Source organism: Halobacillus sp. B23F22_1, assembly GCF_043497005.1.
Lineage (GTDB): Bacteria > Bacillota > Bacilli > Bacillales > Halobacillaceae > Halobacillus_A.
The window spans coordinates 1,283,174-1,302,187 of record NZ_JBIEKE010000002.1 but is presented as its reverse complement, the minus strand read 5'-3'; the positions used below and the strand labels follow the sequence as shown (position 1 = coordinate 1,302,187).

Annotated in this window: 20 protein-coding genes; 11 read left to right on the top strand and 9 right to left on the bottom strand. The window is 39.7% G+C overall.

Translation table 11 applies throughout. The features are described from left to right. Positions 1-150 precede the first annotated feature (150 nt). The 5 genes from ACGTNH_RS14450 (at position 151) to ACGTNH_RS14430 (ending at position 6,234) form a co-directional block, all read left to right on the top strand. Complete coding sequence (locus tag ACGTNH_RS14450; protein WP_394587579.1) at positions 151-1,389, top strand: metallophosphoesterase family protein; 1,239 nt, start codon at positions 151-153, stop codon at positions 1,387-1,389. Next, the gene (locus ACGTNH_RS14445; protein WP_394587578.1) at positions 1,390-4,269 is read left to right on the top strand and encodes an AAA family ATPase; all 2,880 of its coding nucleotides are present in this window, start codon (positions 1,390-1,392) and stop codon (positions 4,267-4,269) included. A 75-nt stretch (positions 4,270-4,344) separates the two neighbouring features. Continuing rightward, positions 4,345-4,917: a GbsR/MarR family transcriptional regulator gene (locus ACGTNH_RS14440; protein WP_394587577.1), complete on the top strand. Its 573-nt coding sequence runs from the start codon at positions 4,345-4,347 to the stop codon at positions 4,915-4,917. Positions 4,918-5,010: 93 nt separating this feature from the next. Beyond that, the gene (yhaM, locus tag ACGTNH_RS14435; RefSeq protein ID WP_394587576.1) at positions 5,011-5,958 is read left to right on the top strand and encodes a 3'-5' exoribonuclease YhaM; all 948 of its coding nucleotides are present in this window, start codon (positions 5,011-5,013) and stop codon (positions 5,956-5,958) included. Positions 5,959-6,027: 69 nt separating this feature from the next. Further along, positions 6,028-6,234: a sporulation YhaL family protein gene (locus ACGTNH_RS14430; protein ID WP_394587575.1), complete on the top strand. Its 207-nt coding sequence runs from the start codon at positions 6,028-6,030 to the stop codon at positions 6,232-6,234. Positions 6,235-6,265: 31 nt separating this feature from the next. On the opposite strand, the gene ACGTNH_RS14425 is transcribed toward ACGTNH_RS14430, so the two are convergent. Next, entirely contained in the window at positions 6,266-7,204 is a 939-nt protein-coding gene (locus ACGTNH_RS14425; RefSeq protein ID WP_394587574.1) for a peptidylprolyl isomerase, read from the bottom strand. 262 nt (positions 7,205-7,466) lie between these two features. Here ACGTNH_RS14425 and ACGTNH_RS14420 point away from each other — a divergent pair, with 262 nt between their 5' ends. Further along, positions 7,467-7,550, top strand: a complete 84-nt coding sequence (locus tag ACGTNH_RS14420) for a YjcZ family sporulation protein (protein WP_101844812.1) — start codon at positions 7,467-7,469, stop codon at positions 7,548-7,550. Between the two features lie 43 nt (positions 7,551-7,593). Here the strand turns inward: ACGTNH_RS14420 and ACGTNH_RS14415 are convergent, their stop codons facing one another. The 4 genes from ACGTNH_RS14415 to ACGTNH_RS14400 form a co-directional block, all read right to left on the bottom strand. Next, entirely contained in the window at positions 7,594-7,779 is a 186-nt protein-coding gene (locus ACGTNH_RS14415; protein WP_229734965.1) for a hypothetical protein, read from the bottom strand. A 114-nt stretch (positions 7,780-7,893) separates the two neighbouring features. Then, entirely contained in the window at positions 7,894-8,442 is a 549-nt protein-coding gene (locus ACGTNH_RS14410) for a DUF3267 domain-containing protein (protein ID WP_394587573.1), read from the bottom strand. A gap of 518 nt (positions 8,443-8,960) precedes the next feature. Continuing rightward, complete coding sequence (locus ACGTNH_RS14405; protein WP_394587572.1) at positions 8,961-9,539, bottom strand: HTH-type transcriptional regulator Hpr; 579 nt, start codon at positions 9,537-9,539, stop codon at positions 8,961-8,963. Positions 9,540-9,749: 210 nt separating this feature from the next. Further along, a complete protein-coding gene (locus ACGTNH_RS14400) occupies positions 9,750-10,232 on the bottom strand; it encodes a GbsR/MarR family transcriptional regulator (protein WP_394587571.1) in 483 nt (160 codons plus the stop codon). Between the two features lie 271 nt (positions 10,233-10,503). Here ACGTNH_RS14400 and ACGTNH_RS14395 point away from each other — a divergent pair, with 271 nt between their 5' ends. Both ACGTNH_RS14395 and ACGTNH_RS14390 read left to right on the top strand, forming a co-directional pair. After that, positions 10,504-11,706, top strand: a complete 1,203-nt coding sequence (locus tag ACGTNH_RS14395; RefSeq protein ID WP_394587570.1) for a quaternary amine ABC transporter ATP-binding protein — start codon at positions 10,504-10,506, stop codon at positions 11,704-11,706. After that, positions 11,690-12,541, top strand: a complete 852-nt coding sequence (locus tag ACGTNH_RS14390; protein ID WP_394587569.1) for an ABC transporter permease — start codon at positions 11,690-11,692, stop codon at positions 12,539-12,541. Before ACGTNH_RS14395 ends, ACGTNH_RS14390 begins: the two co-directional genes overlap by 17 nt. 787 nt (positions 12,542-13,328) lie before the next feature. Here ACGTNH_RS14390 and ACGTNH_RS14385 read toward each other — a convergent pair. From ACGTNH_RS14385 to ACGTNH_RS14375, 3 genes are all read right to left on the bottom strand, one after another. Beyond that, entirely contained in the window at positions 13,329-13,730 is a 402-nt protein-coding gene (locus tag ACGTNH_RS14385; RefSeq protein WP_394587568.1) for a YtxH domain-containing protein, read from the bottom strand. Positions 13,731-13,870: 140 nt separating this feature from the next. Continuing rightward, positions 13,871-14,395 (bottom strand): tryptophan transporter, encoded by a 525-nt coding sequence (locus ACGTNH_RS14380; RefSeq protein WP_394587567.1) that lies wholly within the window; start codon positions 14,393-14,395, stop codon positions 13,871-13,873. A gap of 114 nt (positions 14,396-14,509) precedes the next feature. After that, positions 14,510-14,941 carry an HIT family protein gene (locus ACGTNH_RS14375; RefSeq protein ID WP_394587566.1) on the bottom strand — a complete coding sequence of 144 codons (432 nt, stop codon included), beginning with the start codon at positions 14,939-14,941 and terminating at the stop codon, positions 14,510-14,512. A 154-nt stretch (positions 14,942-15,095) separates the two neighbouring features. Between ACGTNH_RS14375 and ACGTNH_RS14370 the strand changes: the two genes are divergently transcribed. Genes ACGTNH_RS14370 through ACGTNH_RS14360 form a run of 3 tightly spaced genes read left to right on the top strand, consistent with a single transcriptional unit; the run spans position 15,096 to position 17,789 of the window. Next, positions 15,096-15,839, top strand: a complete 744-nt coding sequence (locus ACGTNH_RS14370; protein WP_394587565.1) for an ABC transporter ATP-binding protein — start codon at positions 15,096-15,098, stop codon at positions 15,837-15,839. After that, positions 15,832-17,046: an ABC transporter permease gene (locus ACGTNH_RS14365; protein ID WP_394587564.1), complete on the top strand. Its 1,215-nt coding sequence runs from the start codon at positions 15,832-15,834 to the stop codon at positions 17,044-17,046. The genes ACGTNH_RS14370 and ACGTNH_RS14365 overlap by 8 nt, the downstream gene beginning before the upstream one ends. Positions 17,047-17,081: 35 nt before the next feature. After that, complete coding sequence (locus ACGTNH_RS14360; protein ID WP_394587563.1) at positions 17,082-17,789, top strand: EcsC family protein; 708 nt, start codon at positions 17,082-17,084, stop codon at positions 17,787-17,789. Here ACGTNH_RS14360 and ACGTNH_RS14355 read toward each other — a convergent pair. Further along, entirely contained in the window at positions 17,786-18,958 is a 1,173-nt protein-coding gene (locus tag ACGTNH_RS14355) for a M20 metallopeptidase family protein (protein ID WP_394587562.1), read from the bottom strand. The genes ACGTNH_RS14360 and ACGTNH_RS14355 overlap by 4 nt on opposite strands. Positions 18,959-19,014: the final 56 nt, after the last annotated feature.

Sequence of the window (19,014 nt, the reverse complement as noted above, 5' to 3'; positions counted from 1 at the left end):
AACAGCTGCATTTTCGAGTGGTTTCCCGCACCTCCTTCCACTATCCTTGGTAAGGGAAATCAGTCACCCTTTGAAAAAGGATCGTACGTTCGTATGATGTTCACTGAAGCTTCCCTCGTGCTAAACTATAAATAAAAAGGGGAAGTTACATTGCAAGCAATAAAGTTTATTCATAGCGCAGACTTACATTTAGACAGCCCTTTCAAAGGAAAAAATCAGCTTCCGGATCAATTGAAAGAAAAACTGCGCACTTCTACCTTTAAAGCTTATGAACGCCTTATTCAACAAGCAATTCATCATAAGGTTGATTTTGTTTTGTTAGTAGGTGACTTATTTAACGAAGAAACGCGAAGTTTAAAGGCGCAGGTGAAGCTGAGAGAAGGATTTGACCGCTTACATCAATATGGAATTCAAGTGTATATCAGCTATGGAAATCATGATTATATAATGGGGGCTCATTACCCAATTCAGTATCCAGAGAATGTACATATTTTTGAAGAAGAAGAAGTAAAGGTGCTCCCTTTTTATAAAGATCATGCGTTGCTCGCTAACATTTATGGATTCAGCTATGAACAGAGAGCCATAACGAGAAAGATGACTCCTTTTTTTATAAAAGAAGGAGATGCCGCATTTCATATTGGCATGCTGCATGGAAGTCTCGAGACACAGACTGACCATGATGTATATGCTCCTTTCTCCATGCAGGACTTGTATCAAACTTCTATAGATTATTGGGCGCTTGGTCACATCCATAAGCGCCAAATTCTATCGGATGACCCTCCTGTCATTTACCCTGGTAATATTCAAGGACGTTCGCATAAAGAGAGTGGAGAAAAAGGTTGTTATTTGGTGGAAGGGAAAGGAGAGGCGTTTAGCTATCAGTTTCTCCCTCTTCACAGTTTTACTTACGAGCAAGTAACTCTAGAATGTGATTCCATAAACGATGTGCAGCAACTTGAACAAGTATTAGAAGATGCTAAAGCCATGGTTACTTGTGACGGTGCGGTGATGCTGAAAGTGAAAATTAAAAGCAGTCAAGGAATATTAAAAAAATGGAGAGCAGCAGGGCTGGTAGATGAGTGGAGGGAGCTTGTTAACGATCGAGAACCGCTCGATGACTCCTGGGTTTGGATTGATCAAATTCAATTGGAAGACGTTTCTACTTGGAATGAAGAAGAATTAAGAAACAGCAGTCATTTTGCTGGTGAATTTTTAAGGAGTTTGGACGATATGACAGAGGATGAATTCTATGACATTATAGCACCTTTGTTCTCTCATCGTAGAGCTTCTAAATGGTTAGATCAATTATCTGATACAGAGAAAAAGGAAATGATAGAAGCAGCAAAAGAAATGGTGCTTCAAGAGATCGTGGCAGGGGAGGAGGAGTAAATGAAGATTATTTCGTTACATATTTACGGGTTTGGGAAGTGGAAAGACCATACCATACACTTATCGACCCATCCTCTTACCGTAATTACTGGAGCTAATGAAGCGGGTAAGTCAACGCTTCAACAGTTCATTTTGTTTATTTTATTCGGATTGCCCCCTAGAAAAAGAGCTTTTTATCAACCGAAAACTGGTGGTACGATAGGCGGGCGATTAACTATTTATTCGGAAGCATATGGAGAAGTCATTATTGAGCGAATGGATGATCGAGATCAAGGAGAAGCCGTCTGCTGGCTTTCGAATGGGGATAAAAGAGGCGAAGCATTTCTTAAGAAGACTTTGGGAGGTCTTTCTAAGTCAGCTTACCAATCGATTTACAGCTTTAACGCAGAAGAGTTAAGTAAACTTCAGCAACTGACAAGCGAAGAAATTGGAGAGGTTCTTTTAAACATAGGATTAACAGGCTCAGACCAAATTTATCAAACCGAGAAAAAGCTAGAGAAAGAACTTAATGAGCAGTTTAAACCTAAAGGAAGAAATCCTAAGCTTAACCAGGAGTTACTTCATTTAGAAAAAACAGCGTTAAAGCGAAACAACATGGAGAAGGAAGTCGGCGATTATCAGCTTATTTTAGAGAGGTTAAAGAAGCTCAATGAGGACATTGAGGAAGCGGAAATAAAAAGAGAAAAGCTAAGTCGTTTATATTTTAGTTATCAGCAAATGAAGAAAGCCCTGCCGGTTGTCCAGCAATATCATCAGCTGGTGATTGAAGAAGAAGAGGACTTTGTTCCCGAAAATGCTCGGTTGTCCATGCGGCAATATCAGGATGCGCTGTTACCTCTTCAAAGTGAATGGAGAACGGTGCGTGAGAACAAGCTGAATAAGCAAGAGCGTTTAACGACAATTGAGGAAGATTTGCTTCCTCTTCCTCAGAACCAACTTCAGTCGCTCCTTGAAGAGAAGTTATCTTATCAGCAGCATGAGAAAGAAGCGACACGGCTCGAACTTCAAATACGCAGGGCGAATGAGGAAATGGAGCAAGAAATGAATCGTATCGATTTACCTATCCAAAAAAATGATCTTTTCGATTTTGAATTTCCTTTTTACCTTGAGGAGACTTGGCGGGCACTAAGAGAAGAAGATCAGCAGTTAGTTCAAGAAGAATCACAATTGAAACAGGAAGTAGAAAACTTAGGAAAACAAGAAGACCAAACGCTTCACCAGTTGAAGAATTTAAGAAATATGACAATTGGTGAGGAGGAAGCGGTTGAACATTCAGAACTAGTTGACCTTTACATCCACTCGAACGCTTCTCCATCAAAGCGAGCTAGTCCCTCTATAGATTCGAAACGGACGTATGGTTTGGCTGCCCTGTTATTCTTAGGAGGTATTGTGCTATCGCTAGTAACTTCTCAGTTTATACCATCCGTCGTAGCGTTAATTTTTGCAATTGGTGTCCTTTTGCTTGATAAAACACAGCGTCCGACTGAAGAGGAAACCGGGTCATCCTCTTTCATTACAAAAGAAATGTACATGAAAGCGAGACAAGAGCTTCAGCAATTTGAACAAGCCAAAGGAGAAGCCGTTTACCTTCACGAACAGAGAAAAGAACAGGAGCAAAGACACAATCGATTAATTGATCGCAGAGAACAACTGGAACAGATGAAAAAAGTTTTTCAGAAACGATGGAAGGAACAAATAAGAGATTATCCATTTTTAGAGTCCTTGAAACTTCATCACTGGGAAAAGCTTTATCATTTGCTGAAACAACTAAAAGATAAGCAGCGAGAGATTTCTAATTGGGAAGAAGAGTTTGAAACACACTCTCAAAAAATGGGAGAAATTGAAGAGAAGGTAAGCAGGTTTTTAACAGAACAAAAGTGGGAACATAAGGACAAAACCATAGAGGAGAAATTTTTGGTAATTGAAAAGTTTTTGAATGAACAAAAACAATTGTTAGATGAAATGGTTCACCTTAAACAAGAGGTGCATTTATTAGAGAAGCAGCAGCATCGATTGGAAGAGGAAATTGCCCCCCTTCGTGACCAGCAGAGTGAGTTGTTCGACGCTGTCGGGGTTTTAAATGTATCAGAATTCTATGAACACCTTGATCGTTATGAAGAGCGACAGCATCAGGTCGAAAAGAAAAAGCAGATAAAGCAGCAAATTCAAATTATGCTTACGGTAAACGAGCAGGAACGTTTTCACGTGTGGACTTTACCTCCCACTGACGCTGACATTGCTTTTGAAATCGAAAAGCAACAAAAAGAGTTGGACGACTCTCAGGCGTTGATAAAACAACTCCAGCAGGAACGTGCTGATTACGAACACAAAAAGAATCATCTGGAAAGCTCGGATGAACTTTCCAATCTTACTCATCAGTTCGAACTGGATCGAACCCGCTTTAATGAACGAGCAAAAGAGTGGGCAAGCTACAAAATAGCACTGGACGTATTGTCCAAAACGAAAGAGAAGTATCAAAACCAATACCTCCCGCTTGTATTTGAAGCAGCTCAAGGCTACTTTGATCAGGTCACTTTAGGGAGATATAAAAATCTTCAACTTGATAGAGATCAGCAGAAAATGATGGTTCAAGATAGAAATGGGTTTTATTTTTCAACAGTTGAACTTTCCCGCGGAACAGCAGATCAGCTGTATGTATGTTTACGATTAGCATTAGCTAAAACTTTTTCAGAGCATGCAGCCATCCCGTTCCTCGTGGATGATGGCTTTGTCCATTTTGACGAAGCAAGACTTTCTATTATGCTGCAGATTATTCAGGAGCTGTCAATGAACAACCAAATCTTATTATTTACGTGGAGAGACGATATCGCCCATCATGTGGATCAAGGGACTGTAAATTTATTTCAGCTATCTAAATGATAGGGTCGCAAACCTATCCTATTAATGATAAAATGTTTTAAGATTAAAACGACTGATGGAATGGAGGGTGACCCTTTGACAGAACAACAACATAATCAAGAGTGGGAAAAATACCAAAATACAATTGAGCAATTTATTCAAGTAATTGCAAAAAATATGAATTTATACGGGGTTACGCCTTCCATTGGACGGCTGTACGGAGTGCTTTACTTTGCTGAGGATCCGATGACTTTAGATGATATGCGTGAAGCTCTTGAGATGAGCAAAACAAGCATGTCCACTGGCGTCCGTGCCTTATCTGACATGAAGATGGTTGAGCCTTCTTTTAAAAAAGGAGTGCGTAAAGATCTATACAAATCGGAGGAAGACTGGTATAAATCATTCACTTCATTGTTTGGAAGCCGATGGAAACATCATACAGAAACCAATATTGAAGAAGCCGATGAGACGATTTATGAACTGAACAACTTAAAGGAACAGACAACGGATGATGAATTAAGGCAGAAGATTGATTCCGACATCGAACGTCTTTTATATGCCCAGGATTACTACCGATGGCTTATGCGGTTTATTCACGTCGTCGAATCCGGCGAAATTTTTGAGTACGTTCCTAAGATTGAACAGAATCGCCGTAAGAGAAATGAATGAAGAAAGGACTGTTCTTATTCTTTCCCAGCCAAAATGGTGTGGGATTGATGTAGGGACGGTCTTTTTTACAATGGGAAGAGGGGAGTCGAGTTTATGAAAAAAGGAATCGCCAACTATCAAATTGGGGAAACGTTTGATCATTTCTTACTTATTAAAACTGCAAATAAAGGAGTAGCGAGTAATGGCAAGCCGTTTCTTTCATTATTTTTAAAAGATACGACGGGAGAGATTGATGCGAAACTGTGGGAAGCCACTCCCGAGGATGAAGGGCTGTTTACGCCTGGAGAGCTTGTTAAGGTAGTAGGAGAAGTGGGGCAATTTAGAAATCGTGCCCAATTGAAAATACAAAGCATTCGACCGGTGCAGCCGACCGATGGGGTACAAGCAGCGGATTTCGTTGAAAGAGCACCAGTAAATAAAGAGGACTTAATGGAAAAAGTGACAGAAGTCATTTTTGAAATGAAGAATCCTAATATTCAGCGAGTAACACGACATTTTGTAAAGCATTACCAGGAAGACTTACTGACGTATCCAGCTGCTGTTAGAAATCACCATGAATATGTCTCTGGTCTTGCTCACCATATCGTTTCCATGTTAAACATCGCTCAACAGTTAAAAAATCTGTACCCGGATATTAATGCTGATTTATTTTATGCCGGGATTATATTGCATGACTTAGGCAAAATTAAAGAGTTATCTAATGCCAGTTCACCATCCTATACACTAGAAGGAAAGCTGGTCGGCCATATTCCCATTATGGTAGAGGAAATAAGGAGTGCAGCTAATGAATTACAGATAGATAGTGAAGAAATTACAATTCTTCAGCATATGATTTTAAGCCACCATGGAAAAGCAGAATGGGGGAGCCCGAAACCACCTTTGGTTCGTGAGGCAGAGCTTCTGCATCAGATTGACATGATCGATGCCCAGATGAATATGTTAAACCGTGCGTTAAAAAAGGTAAACCCAGGGGATTTTACGGAGAGAATCTACGCTCTCGATCAAAGGTCGTTCTATAAACCATCGTTTGAGGATTCCTAATTGTTCGTCATAACCTGGACGGCTTGTTCATAAACTTATTTATAAAAGAATGGACAGGGAGGAAACAACATGATTTTAGGGCTTCCAGTATGGGTGTTTCTTTGTATTATATTTATTTTTCTTAGTGGTTATATGGCCTATCGGGCGATGAAAGCAGAGCAGAAGGTAGAACAGCAATTTATTGAAAAGGAAGGAAGAGTCTACTTAAGTCGAATGGAAGAAGAAAGAGAGAAACGAAGTAAACAGAATGATCAATTAAGACAAAGAGCAAGGTAGACACTAGATGTCTGCCTTGCTCTTTCTATTACTATTCTTCTGAGTCTTCTGCGGGTTCTTCTGCATCTTCTTCTGGCACTTCTGCTTCTGGGTCTTCAACAGGAGCTTCCGGCTGTTCAAATAGATCTTCATATTCTTCTATTTTCACATCGACCTCTGCATCTTCCAGCAGCTGGTTCATTTGGTTTTGCAATTCTTGCTGGTCAACCTTTTGACTAACAAGCGTGCGTTTAATTTCATCCTTGGAATCTTCAAAAGAATCTACGTCCTCTACTTCACGCTTGTCCGTCACTTTTATAATATGGTATCCAAACTGGGTTTGTACTGGATCACTGACTTCATCGACTTCCAGTTCATAGGCTGCATCTTCAAAATCAGAATCCATGGTACCAGGCCCAAAGTAGCCCAGTTCTCCGCCTTGCTCAGCTGAACCATCTGTCGAGTATTCACTAGCCAGGTCAGCAAATTCTTCCCCGTCATCCAGCTTTTCTTTTACTTCATTTGCTGTTTCTTCATCTTCAACCAGGATATGACTAGCTTCTACTTCAGTTTTCATACGCTCGTAATAGGATTGCATTTCTTCTTCAGAAATATCTACATTTTCAGCAGCTGCCTGCTCTTGTAGTAGACTTAGACGAATTGTTTCTTTAAATTCATCTTCATCTGAAAAACCACTCTGTTGAAGAACCATATCAAATTGTTCTCCATATTGTTCTTTAAGACCTTCTAGTTCTTTTTCTACGTCTTCATCTGAGATTTCATAGTTATCAGCTAATACTTTATTTAAGACAAGTTGCTGAAGTACTTCTTCCCCAGAAGCCTTTTTCAATTCCTCATAAAATTCTTCTTTGGTTACGTCTCCGCCATTTGTTTCGACTACAGCTTCAGTATCATCTTCTTCAGAACAAGCGGATAACACAATTAAACCTGAAGCAAGTATAGCAGTAAGTATTCTTTTATTCTTTTTCAATTGGTACACTCCTCAAGCATATGATGGATTTATGATATGTGGACGTAGAAATTCTAAAGGCTCAGTCGCAGGGAATAAATCTCTTTCATCGGAATAGGATTCAGCCATGGAAGTTTCTCGTAGTCCATAAACTAATATAACATATTTTTCATTATCGGTTCTATATGTATTAAAAAAATAGGAAATTGGGTAGGTGGCTGCCCATTCGAATTAAGAGCAGAAGGCATATTATGTGTTATGTCTTAAGCATGGGGGTGAAGATATGGGTTACGGATATGGTGGAGGCTTTGCGTTAATCGTAGTATTGTTTATTCTACTCATCATCGTAGGTGCAGCTTGGCTATAAGATGAAATGACAAACAGGCTATGTATAAAGCATAGCCTGTCGCCTACATATGGTTGATTACATCTACGTAGGATGAAATCAACAAAATTGTTAGGAGTATATTGATCGTTCGAAATACTCGTGATTGTTTTTCACTAGACATTTTTGTTTTTAAACATAAGGAATGTGTAAGAGAATTGAATATGAAAAGAACGATGAGTCCATAGATGACAAACAATATTGCAACGATTGTGAAAACCTCCTTTATTCCCTATGAAACTACTTTATCAAATATTCCACTTATTGAACAGAAGAAAACCTTAAATAAAAAACACAGAGCTCATGAAATCGAGCTCTGTGTTTTTTAAATTTCTTGATTGCGTATGAGTATATCATAACCATCCTTGGCATTTTCGATGACACACTGACGAGGCGCTCTCATAAATTGATTTAAATAAAGGAAGTCGCTAAACGACAATCCGATATTTACTGAGGCAAGAATCACGAGATAAGCGAAATAACCCGGAAATACGAAACTCATCATAAGCGCCGGTGTTGTAATAAAAAATGTCGGTGCCATAGCCATAAGAATGGAAGTTCTTTTAGATAACTTTGACTTGCATTGATATGAGAATGTTGGTGTTATTCGGTTAACAACGGCAAAGTGCACTTTCACTTTTTTATACGCTAACAACAGCGGCAGTATATGCATTAAACGATGGATCGACGGGAGGAACAATAAGATGACTACCAATGGAAGGAATCCGTGGTCCTTGACATCTTGTGTCCCATGCATAATGGAAAATGGTAAATATAAAAATAGAAAGGACATCAGTCCTGTTAACAACGACATAAGATAGACACGGTTGAGCCCGAATTCCTTGTTGATGTTTACTGTTTTCCAGCAATTCATCTTAGAATCCCCCTTTGCTGTAAAAATACTGTGAAATATAGTATATTTTCGAGTATGATAGGCAGTGCTGCCGACTTCGAACACTAGATGAATGATAGTATGTTTCGGGGGAAAAAGCAATAGGTTTTTCGTAAAAAAATAAGTAGTTTTTTTAAGAAGCTTAAACATGCATGAGATCAATGTTCATGAACGGATAAGGAGAGGGGGAATGTGTCGAAAAATGACCGTTCAGAAAACTTGTCTATTTACATACAATTACTTTTAAATTTAGAAGGATTAGACCAGTTCCTTTTACAAAAATGGTCGTAGAACAAAAGTTTTCAGCGTTGTTTATATACATCTGAGGAAGAAGAGGGATATTAACTACAGCCACTTATTCATTCATTTTGCCGAAATAATGACAACGAAGCATCCTGTCGACCAAACGGTTACAGCTATGGACAAAGAAGGAATTTTTCAGGAACCATATGTGAGGTCATTATACAAAAAAACCCTTCTCATAGAGAAGGGGTTGTGGTTTAAGATGATTTGCTTGTTGTAGTTTTGTAAGCTTCAATGTGCGCAGGGTTATCCAAAAGGTCTGTTTCATCTTCAATGTTTTCGAGGGATCGTTCTAGAATTTCCATGTATTCGTCACCATAAATTTCTTTAATTAATGCTGACAAATCTAAAAATTCCGGAAGTTTTCCGTACATTTCTGTCATCGGGAGTACGCCACGTAGTACAGAATTATTATTCGGCTCGTATTCCTTTAGTGTTTCCTCTAATAAATCTGTGCCTTTTTCCGTTAATTCAATATACGTATTTCTTTTATCATTCTCCCGCTTAGAAAATTGAAGCAGCCCTCGCTCTTCTAGTTTCTTTGAGAAATTAAAAGCGGTTGAAACGTGCATCACGCCATACTTGGAGATCTCCGAAATACTAGCCCCTTTTAAATGATAAGCAATCCAAAGGATATGATGCTCATTTATATTTAACTTAAAGGGTTTAATCCAGTCCTGCCAATCTTTCTCGATAGCTTTCCAGAGTGCTTTAGACAACTGTGCCATTTTATGGCTATAAAAAATCGCATCCTGCTTGGAAATTTTATCCTTCATACATCTCACCTTTTCTAGGGTTTAAGTTCGTTCGTAGAGCATCGTCGAATTCCCTCAAAGCAGAAATGATAATAGGTTCCTCGAAAACTATTACTTACTCCTTATTCTAGTAGATATTATTTTTTTTTCAAGATATAATGTTCTACTATATTATATTTATAAAATATTTTAAATTATCTGATAAGGAAAAGTTTGATATAACAGGTGAGATTAGTTGGATTTAAAGAATTTTTCAAAGGAATTTGAGATTTGTTTATGAAATTCAATCATTTGTGCCAATCGTTCATCCACAAGCTCGCTGCTTGTATCCTCATTTGAAAGTTCTTGTTTTATACTTTGTAACGTTTTTCTCTGTGTTGATGCTGCATCAATCCAGCGTTGAACGTAAGAGAACATAAACTTTTTATAAAGCTGATCGTTGGATTTATAAAGGTCTTTGCGAACTCCTTTCTTCCACACTCTCTCTACAAGACCCTGGTCTATAAGACTTCGCACACCAGTACTTATAGCGGTTTTACTCTTTCCTAATGCTTCACTTAATTCATCTAATGTCATAGGTTTCGCATGCAAATAAAGGCTGGTAAAAAGTCGGGAATCTGAGGGGGTCAGTCCAAACAATTCAAGTGTTTTTGAAAATTCGTGGATGACCGATGTATGTATATTTTCTAGTGTTTGGTTTTGTTGAAATCCCATAAGATCCTCCTTCTCGTTTAGCTATTCACACATTACTATATTTGGCAAATTTAGAAAACTGGGATATTTGGGCGGAATCTAGAGAAAATAAGAGGAAAACAAAAGAAATATGCTTCTTAATTCTGTACAGTTTAAACTGTATGTTATTTTTAAACTTAATTGATAGAATTTATGGTTTGAACTTTATGTTACAAATAGGTTACAGTGTATAAGGTGTGTTGATGATCGTGAAAATACTCCAAATGAATGCTAACAAGAAGAGGTGACTGCAGTGCCAATTATAGAAGTAAAAAACTTATCTAAGATTTTTGGAAGGAACGCTAAAAAAGCCACAAAATATTTGGATGATGGTCTTTCCAAAGATGAAATTTTAGAAAAAACAGGTAACACGGTGGGGGTAAACCGTGCCTCATTTAATGTAGAAGAAGGAGAAATCTTCGTTATTATGGGTCTTTCCGGAAGCGGTAAATCGACGTTAGTTCGACTCATTAATCGGTTAATCGACCCCACAGAAGGAAGCGTCATGATTGACGGAAAAGACTTAGCCAAGATGGACAGTAAATCGTTACGGAATGTACGTCGTCAAAAGCTGAGTATGGTTTTTCAGCGCTTTGGACTTTTTCCTCATCGTACAGTTCTTGAAAATGCAGAATTTGGGCTGGAAGTCCAAGGGTTAGACAAGCAGGAAAGGAAAAAGAAAGCACAGGAATCGCTTGAGATGGTCGGATTAGGCGGATACATTCACCAATATCCTGGACAGCTCTCAGGGGGAATGCAGCAGCGTGTTGGACTAGCGCGTGCATTAGCCAACGATCCAGAAGTACTGCTCATGGATGAAGCTTTCTCTGCCTTGGATCCATTAATTCGTAAAGAGATGCAAGATGAACTTCTCGAACTCCAAGAATCTATGAGAAAAACGATTCTCTTTATTACGCACGACTTAGATGAAGCTCTTCGAATAGGCGATCGTATCGCCCTTATGAAAGATGGTCGTATCGTACAAATAGGAACACCGGAAGAAATTTTAGTAAATCCAGCCAACGAGTACGTTGAGAAATTCGTAGAAGATGTTGATCGAGCGAAAGTTCTTACTGCCGAAAATGTTATGAAACGACCAGAAACAGTAGACGTTGAAAAGCATGGTCCTAGGACCGCGCTCGAAAGAATGCGTAAAGAAGGGCTATCAAGTATTTACGTAACAGATGCAAAACGAAAGCTGTACGGCTATGTAACGGCTGATGATGTATCAGAAGCGGCTAAGCAGGAAATTAAAGAGTTGAAATCAATCTTACGTACAGATGTTCCAAAAGTACAAAAAGATACAGCCATGAATGAAATTTTCACAATTATCCATGATTCTCCTGTACCTATTGCCGTTGTCGAAGATGAAAAGTTAGTTGGTATTATTGTACGCGGTGCTGTTATTGCAGCATTAGCTGGAAATGAGGTGAACCTGAATGGAACTAATGCCTAAACTTCCAGTGGCAGAGTGGATCTCTAATGCCACGGATTGGATTAAAGTTACGTTTAGCGGTATATTTAATTTTATTAAAGATGATTTTGGAGATTTTATTGAGTTTTTTGCTGAGACGGTATTGATGTCTATTCCTATTTGGTTATTTATTACGGTCGTAGCCGTACTGGCCTTTTTCGTATCCAAGAAACGCTTTGGTTTACCCGTTTTTTCTATAGTGGGTTTATGGTTTATCCAAAACCAAGAACTATGGTCTGAGTTAATGAACACATTTACTCTCGTCATATTCGCTAGTTTAATTTCAGTCATTATAGGTGTCCCTTTTGGGATATGGATGGCGAAAAGTAAACCCGTGGAGCAGCTTCTTACCCCCGTACTCGATTTCATGCAGACTATGCCGGCTTTTGTTTATTTGATTCCAGCCGTTGCTTTCTTTAGTATCGGGATGGTGCCAGGCGTATTTGCTTCCGTTATTTTTGCAACACCACCGACTGTTCGATTTACAAACTTGGGCATTAGACAAGTGTCTCATGAACTTATTGAAGCGTCAGATGCTTTTGGGACGACTGGGACTCAAAAGTTATTTAAAGTACAGCTGCCTATGGCTAAGAAGACTATCATGGCTGGTATTAACCAGACTGTTATGCTTTCGTTATCGATGGTAGTTATTGCTTCTATGATCGGTGCTAAAGGGTTAGGGCAGACCGTAATTACTGGTCTTCAGCGTGCCGATGTAGGAACGGGCTTTGTCGCAGGACTTGGAATTGTAATCCTGGCGATCATTATTGACCGCTTCGCGCAAAATTTAAATACCCAGCGTGGAGATCAAACCTAACTAAACAGAAAAATCCGCCTCCAGATAGGGGCGGATTTTTTCAGCTTGGGGAGAAACTTTAGTTAGTGTAAACAATTCTGGCGTTAGCAAGAGGAAAGGGTTTTAGGAAACGACTCCCTTTCCATGGGCGAATGGTGTGCCTCCTCAGGCTTTATCAGCCTTCCGGGGTCACACCTTATTCGTATCTCCCATAGGAGTCTCGTCGTTTCCTAAAACCCTTTTTCGATAAAAGCAGCTAGTGGATGACGGAAAATCCGTCTAAACGGTTAGAGACTTTCCCTCCTTGCCCTGTGAAAGCGGCGCTTTTTCCTGTTCCTTTTCTTTAGAATCTAATGCAGGAACCAGAGACGCCATATTTATATTCATTTTTTTACGACAGACTAAGAGGCCGGGACATACCTAAAGCAGGGAATTCAAAAAACGAACGAATGCATACACGCAGATCATTAGCGTAGCCAAAACACGCAGACTCCTGTGGGAACAGCGCGAGTCGAAGATCCCGCAGGAAAGCGCTCTTTGCTTTCCGAGGAAGCTGAGGCCGTGCCCACGGAAAGCGGAGTGTTTTGACGGAGCGGTGGTGTGGAGTCTCATCAACATAAATAATCCGAAATGATTTCTCTAGAATCGTTCGGATTATTTTTTGTTTTATTTAGTTATGTCCCATTTTTTAAAAAAGATGGAGGAAGTAATGATACATCTTTTATCTACGTGTTTCTAGAGTTACACGCAGCCATTAAAAAAGAGAATTCTCAGGTCCCTCACTCTGAAAACTCTCTTTGAATAGGTACTAGTGGCTAGGCTGAGTATCTTCGTCGGCTGGATCTGTATTCTGCTCAGCTTTAGCTTTTTCTTCAAGTTCTTTTAAGCTTTCTTCGATTTGCTCTAAATATTTCTGGATGTTTTTCTGATGAGGTTCAACTGTGCGCTTCCAGCTTTCGACCGAGCTCTTTACGTCATCAGTCAACTCTTTGATAAGTTCAGCACCTTCTTTTGACGTTTGAGCAATTTGATCTTTTAGTTGTAATCCTTCTTCCTTCAGGCTTAAGATCGTAGTTTTTAGATTTTCACTTTTCAATCGAGCGTTTTCCCGGAAGTCTCGCCCGGAAGATGGAGTATTGAGTAATGTGTAAGCAGCACTTGCAGCACCACCAATGATGATCCCTAAAACTAAAGATTTCGCATTTGCCATGAGAAAAACTCCTTTCAGAAACTATGACTATTTATTATTTTCTCTTAATATGTACGTTTAAAACCTAATAATTGAAATAAAACAGGCCGCTACAAATTCAAGTAGCGGCCTTGGGTGATGACTAAGACCACCTTTTTGCTTTAAACGCTCATAAGCTGAGCTGGTGTTGTACGCTTGAGTATAGTTTGTGCCACTGGATAAATAACTACTATGGCTGCCGTATTAATAACTGCTGTAGGCAGTACAATCGTCAAGAACATGGCTCCAAAGCTAGCTTCCATCATTCCAATGACAAAAAGGACACAGCTTAGAAATATAGTTCCGCTAATGAGCGTACCTATCGCTGTTAAAACAGGTGCTGCACTATGTTTCAGCACATTACGTAAGCTTAAAAATAGTGCAAAAAAGATGAGCGCAGTAATGGGCTTATCAATTAAATTTGCCAGTTGTCCGCCTGGTACCGTCGTAGTTAAAGCTGAAATCATCCCGGAAGCAGCGGATAAAATCAAGACGTACGGCAGCTTAGGAAATAGGATAATGCCTAAAAACATCATCGCAAGCATCATATCAGGCCGCATTCCTAAGAAAAATGGCGGCAGGACAGCGTGCAAAACCGCACCCATTCCGACTAATAATGAAAGCATAACTAAAACTCGTGTATTCATTTGTTTTTCTCTCCTCTTCTCTACTAAACTCCTCTATTTCACCTCAACCGTATCCTTTGATCGGTTGCAGATGCATACATTATTATAGCAAAACCAGTTGATTTTACAAGTTGACTAGCCGATTCGGCTGTTAATTTCTTTGGCCATGGCTTGAAGTTCTTCGTTTGAATAATCATCTGTGTGAACGATCCAATTTGGTTCAAATCCATCATATTCACCATAGCGGGGGATAAGGTGAATATGTAAATGGAAAACAGATTGGCCGGCCGGTTCTTCGTTATTATTCAGGAGATTCAGTCCAATAGGCTGAAAAGCACTCTTGAGGGCGCTGGCTACTTTTGGGATGCGAGCGAACAATTTTTCAGCAACCTGCTCATTTGTTGAATAAATATCTTTTGTATGTGTCTTTGGAATAACGAGAGTGTGCCCTTTTGTTACTTGGCTGATATCAAGGAACGCATACACGTCTTCGTCTTCATATACTTTCGCTGATGGGATGTCTCCGTTAATGATCTTACAAAAAATACAGTTACTGTCATGATTCATTTTTTCGTCACTCCTTACATAATTGTTTTGTATAATTGTATCATAAAAGGGATATATTTCTCGATTGTAAGCCATCTATGGTGTTTAAGTGTCACGCTCATTAGATTATGATAAAATTTTATTAGAAAGCAGTATGCGAGAAAGAGGGATTAATTTGAACTCATTATTACATATAGAAGATTTATATGGAGGGTACACCCATAAAAATGTACTGCATGGGATCTCGTTTGATGTTTTCCCAAATGAAATAGTAGGTTTAATCGGACTAAATGGAGCAGGGAAGAGTACGACCATTAAACATGTGATTGGAATGATGCAGGCGAAAAAAGGAAAGGTGGCTATTAATGGGACAACATTTGATGAAAATCCCGAAGGCTATCGCCAGCAGCTCGGCTATATTCCAGAAGTTCCGATTCTTTATGATGAACTGACGTTATACGAACATCTTCATTTAACGGCAATGGCTTATAATATTCCTGAAGCAACGTTTAAGAAGAGACTTGATCCGCTGCTCAAAGAGTTCCGTTTGTCTAAAAAGTTGAACTGGTTTCCTGTTCACTTTTCTAAAGGGATGAGACAAAAGGTGATGATCATGTGTGCATTCTTAATTGAGCCAGACCTCTACATTGTAGACGAACCCTTCGTTGGTTTAGACCCTTTAGGCATTCAATCTTACCTGGAACTCATGGAGGAAATGAAGGAGAAGGGAGCGGGTATACTCATGTCAACCCATATATTGGCGACGGCTGAAAAGTATTGTGACAGATTTGTCATTTTACATGATGGAGAAATCCGTGCCCTTGGTACTTTAGAGGAGCTGCGCCAATCATTTGGAAAGCCGCGTGCCTCTTTAGATGATATTTATATCCAGTTAACAAAGGAAGACGCCGATGATTAATGCAAGAGATTTATGGAGTCAGCGTTTTCAGGCTCATATTAAAGAAACAAGCCGGTATTTAAAATATATTTTTAATGGGCATATTGCGATTGCTATGTTCTTTTTTATCTCAGCCCTTGCCTACTACTATCAGAGGTGGCTGGTGGATCTTCCGGAAGACTTTCCGACAGCCTGGGTCATAGGTGTTGTTTTTGGACTGGCGGCCAGCTACAGCCCTGTTCGAACTTTATTAAAGGAACCTGATTTAGTGTTTCTCTTACCTGCTGAACACCAGTTAAAGGGTTATTTCAAGCGATGCTTAGGATACAGCTTCATCATACAGCTTTATTTAGTCTTTCTTGTTGTGGCTGCCCTGGGACCGCTTTACTTTGAATCCTATCCTGAATTAGGAATGAACCATTATCTTTACATGCTTGTTGGATTGCTTGTGGTTAAAGCGTTAAACATGTTTGCGAATTGGTGGATGTTAAAAGAAAGAAACCCTGTGATTCGTTTGACTGATCAAACGATTAGAACCATAGTTACCATTAGTTTGTTCTTTTTCTTTGCGGAAAATGAACTTTTATTTGTAGGTATAGTAACTATCATTCTTGTTGGTTTAGTGATTTATATTTACCAATATTCAAGTAAAAAGGCCGGCCTCGTCTTTGATTTGCTAGTTCTTAAAGATCAAGCTAGAATGCGAACTTTTTACCGGATTGCCAACATGTTTACGGATGTGCCTCATTTACGAAATACAGTAAAGAAACGACATGCGCTTGTACGATTATTGACCACTTCTATCCCTTATCGTCAGAACGAGACGTTTACCTATTTGTATCGGATTACTTTTATTAGGAGCAGCGATTATTTAGGGATGTATTTCCGGTTAATTGCAATTGGTGGCCTTGCGATTTGGTTTGTTCCTAATCTATGGGTTAAGGTTGCTTTCGCAATTCTTTTCCTTTACTTAAGTGCTTTTCAAATGATGTCACTTTGGAATCATCACAGAATCATTGTTTGGCTCGATTTATATCCTGTTAAAAAAGAATGGAAGCAGCAAGCGATGCTTACCTTCTTAAAGCAGCTGATGCTTTTTCAAACCATATTATTTACGTTGCTGTTCTTAATGCAGTGGAATTTGACAGGTGTAATCATCGTGGCGGCAGGAGGCACGTTGTTCACCTACATCTTTATTCAAAGCTACGTGAAACCACGTCTGGTGTAAGACATATGCGGTGGCCGCATTTTTGGAGGGTTATCATGAGAAATTATGAAGAGAAGAAGTATAAAGAAGCCCTGCGTTGGAGCCGATCACTTGAGAAGCGTTCTGGCGTGATTCAAAGAACCTCAAAAGGGTTTCAATCGAAGGTGAATAAAAAAATCCCAGAGCGAGTTCATTCCGTTGTGACTGAAAGTATTAAAAAAATGATTGAATTATCTTTAACGTCGTCGCAATATATCCGTCCTATCGAGCAACAAGAAGGCTGGTCATTCTACGAACGTGAACAACTGGTGATCGAACGTCTGCAACAATATAAATCGACGGCCTCCTGGGAAGGGGCAGGTACTGGAGCTGGTGGTTTCTGGCTTGGAGTGGCTGACTTTCCATTATTATTAAGCATCAAAATGAAGTTCTTATTTGACGCGGGACAATATTATGGGCTGGACGTCCATCGATATGAAGAAAGAGTGTTTTTACTCCACATTTTTATGCTGGCTTTTTCAAGTGATGAGCAGCGGGTTAAAGTGAGAGACTTGTTAGTGAATTGGGAAAATGAAGGAGAGACAAGGAAGCAAATCGATTGGAAAACCCTGCAGATAGAGTATCGAGATACGATTGATCTCGTGAAACTTATGCAGCTTTTACCTGGCTTGGGGGCTGTTGTTGGGTATGTAGCCAATGGAAGGCTGTTGGAGCAGTTAGGGGAGACGACGATGAATGTTCATCGCCTCCGCCTGCTCCGTTAGGCTTGTTCCTGATAAGAACGGTAAGCTTGAATCAAGGTTTTGGCGGCGTGTGGGAGCGCCTTTTCATCAAAATCAAATTTTGGATGATGGTGCGGATAATAATGATCTGGAATTTGGGCGCCTGTAAAGTAAAAGGCTCCCGGCTTGTTTTCCAAGTAATAAGCAAAATCCTCACCTGCCATGACAGGTTCCACTTCTTCCGTAGTAAGGGAAGCATCAGCTTTAGGGGCATCACGTAAAATTAATGAGGCTTCCTTTTCGTGATTGACTACAGGTGTATAACCTTTAAAATAGTCAAATTCATAATCTGCATCATTCCCCGTGCATGCTCCTTTAATCACTTTTTCCATTTCTTCGATGATTAATTCCTGTACCTCAGGTCTAAACGTTCGAACAGTTCCTGTTAAAAAAGCAGAATCCGCAATAACGTTAAAAGCATCACCTGACTCGAACGTACCCACTGTTAATACAGCAGTGTCCAAAGGATTTACTCGTCTGCTGGCGATTTGTTGTAAAGAGGAAACAATTTGAGAAGCGATCACAATGGCATCCTTCGTCTGATGAGGAATGGCACCGTGTCCGCCCTTTCCTTTAACTGTAATATGAAAACGATCGGCTCCAGCCATAAAAGGCCCTTTTGTCGTTTGAATGACTCCCGTAGGCGTGTTGACCCATAAATGAGTACCAAAGACAGCGTCTACATCATCCAGGGCTCCAGACTCTATAATCGGTTTAGCTCCGCCGGGGGCGTATTCCTCGGCGTGCTGGTGTAAAAAAACGATCGTTCCTGGTAATTCTTCCTGGAAAGGTAAAATGGCTTCAGCCAGTCCTAATAAAGCGGCTGTATGACCGTCGTGACCGCATGCGTGCATCACGCCGTCGACTTTTGATTTGTATTCCACATCATTTTCTTCATGAATCGGAAGAGCGTCGAAGTCAGCTCGTAACGCAATTTTTTTACCAGGTTTTCCCCCTTTTAAAGTAGCGAGAACTCCATTCCCCCCTACATTTTTTTCGTATGGAATGCCTAAGCGGTCATACGTTTTCTGAATGAATGCAGATGTTTCTGTTTCTTCAAAAGATACTTCTGGATGCTGGTGTAAGTAGCGGCGCGTGCTCACCATATTCTCATATTGATCCTCAATGGCTTCAAAAATATTGTTCCACATAGTTTCGACCTCTCCTTGTCTTAATGTTGTACTTAATATATCAGACTATTTTTAAT

What these genes read in the sequence shown, in the direction of transcription:
- ACGTNH_RS14445 (WP_394587578.1), top strand. Translation starts at nt 1,390, where the DNA reads ATGAAGATTATTTCGTTACATATTTACGGGTTTGGGAAGTGGAAAGAC.
- yhaM (WP_394587576.1), top strand. Translation starts at nt 5,011, where the DNA reads ATGAAAAAAGGAATCGCCAACTATCAAATTGGGGAAACGTTTGATCAT.
- ACGTNH_RS14430 (WP_394587575.1), top strand. Translation starts at nt 6,028, where the DNA reads ATGATTTTAGGGCTTCCAGTATGGGTGTTTCTTTGTATTATATTTATT.
- ACGTNH_RS14420 (WP_101844812.1), top strand. Translation starts at nt 7,467, where the DNA reads ATGGGTTACGGATATGGTGGAGGCTTTGCGTTAATCGTAGTATTGTTT.
- ACGTNH_RS14410 (WP_394587573.1), bottom strand. Translation starts at nt 8,442, where the DNA reads ATGAATTGCTGGAAAACAGTAAACATCAACAAGGAATTCGGGCTCAAC.
- ACGTNH_RS14405 (WP_394587572.1), bottom strand. Translation starts at nt 9,539, where the DNA reads ATGAAGGATAAAATTTCCAAGCAGGATGCGATTTTTTATAGCCATAAA.
- ACGTNH_RS14400 (WP_394587571.1), bottom strand. Translation starts at nt 10,232, where the DNA reads ATGGGATTTCAACAAAACCAAACACTAGAAAATATACATACATCGGTC.
- ACGTNH_RS14390 (WP_394587569.1), top strand. Translation starts at nt 11,690, where the DNA reads ATGGAACTAATGCCTAAACTTCCAGTGGCAGAGTGGATCTCTAATGCC.
- ACGTNH_RS14385 (WP_394587568.1), bottom strand. Translation starts at nt 13,730, where the DNA reads ATGGCAAATGCGAAATCTTTAGTTTTAGGGATCATCATTGGTGGTGCT.
- ACGTNH_RS14380 (WP_394587567.1), bottom strand. Translation starts at nt 14,395, where the DNA reads ATGAATACACGAGTTTTAGTTATGCTTTCATTATTAGTCGGAATGGGT.
- ACGTNH_RS14375 (WP_394587566.1), bottom strand. Translation starts at nt 14,941, where the DNA reads ATGAATCATGACAGTAACTGTATTTTTTGTAAGATCATTAACGGAGAC.
- ACGTNH_RS14365 (WP_394587564.1), top strand. Translation starts at nt 15,832, where the DNA reads ATGATTAATGCAAGAGATTTATGGAGTCAGCGTTTTCAGGCTCATATT.
- ACGTNH_RS14360 (WP_394587563.1), top strand. Translation starts at nt 17,082, where the DNA reads ATGAGAAATTATGAAGAGAAGAAGTATAAAGAAGCCCTGCGTTGGAGC.
- ACGTNH_RS14355 (WP_394587562.1), bottom strand. Translation starts at nt 18,958, where the DNA reads ATGTGGAACAATATTTTTGAAGCCATTGAGGATCAATATGAGAATATG.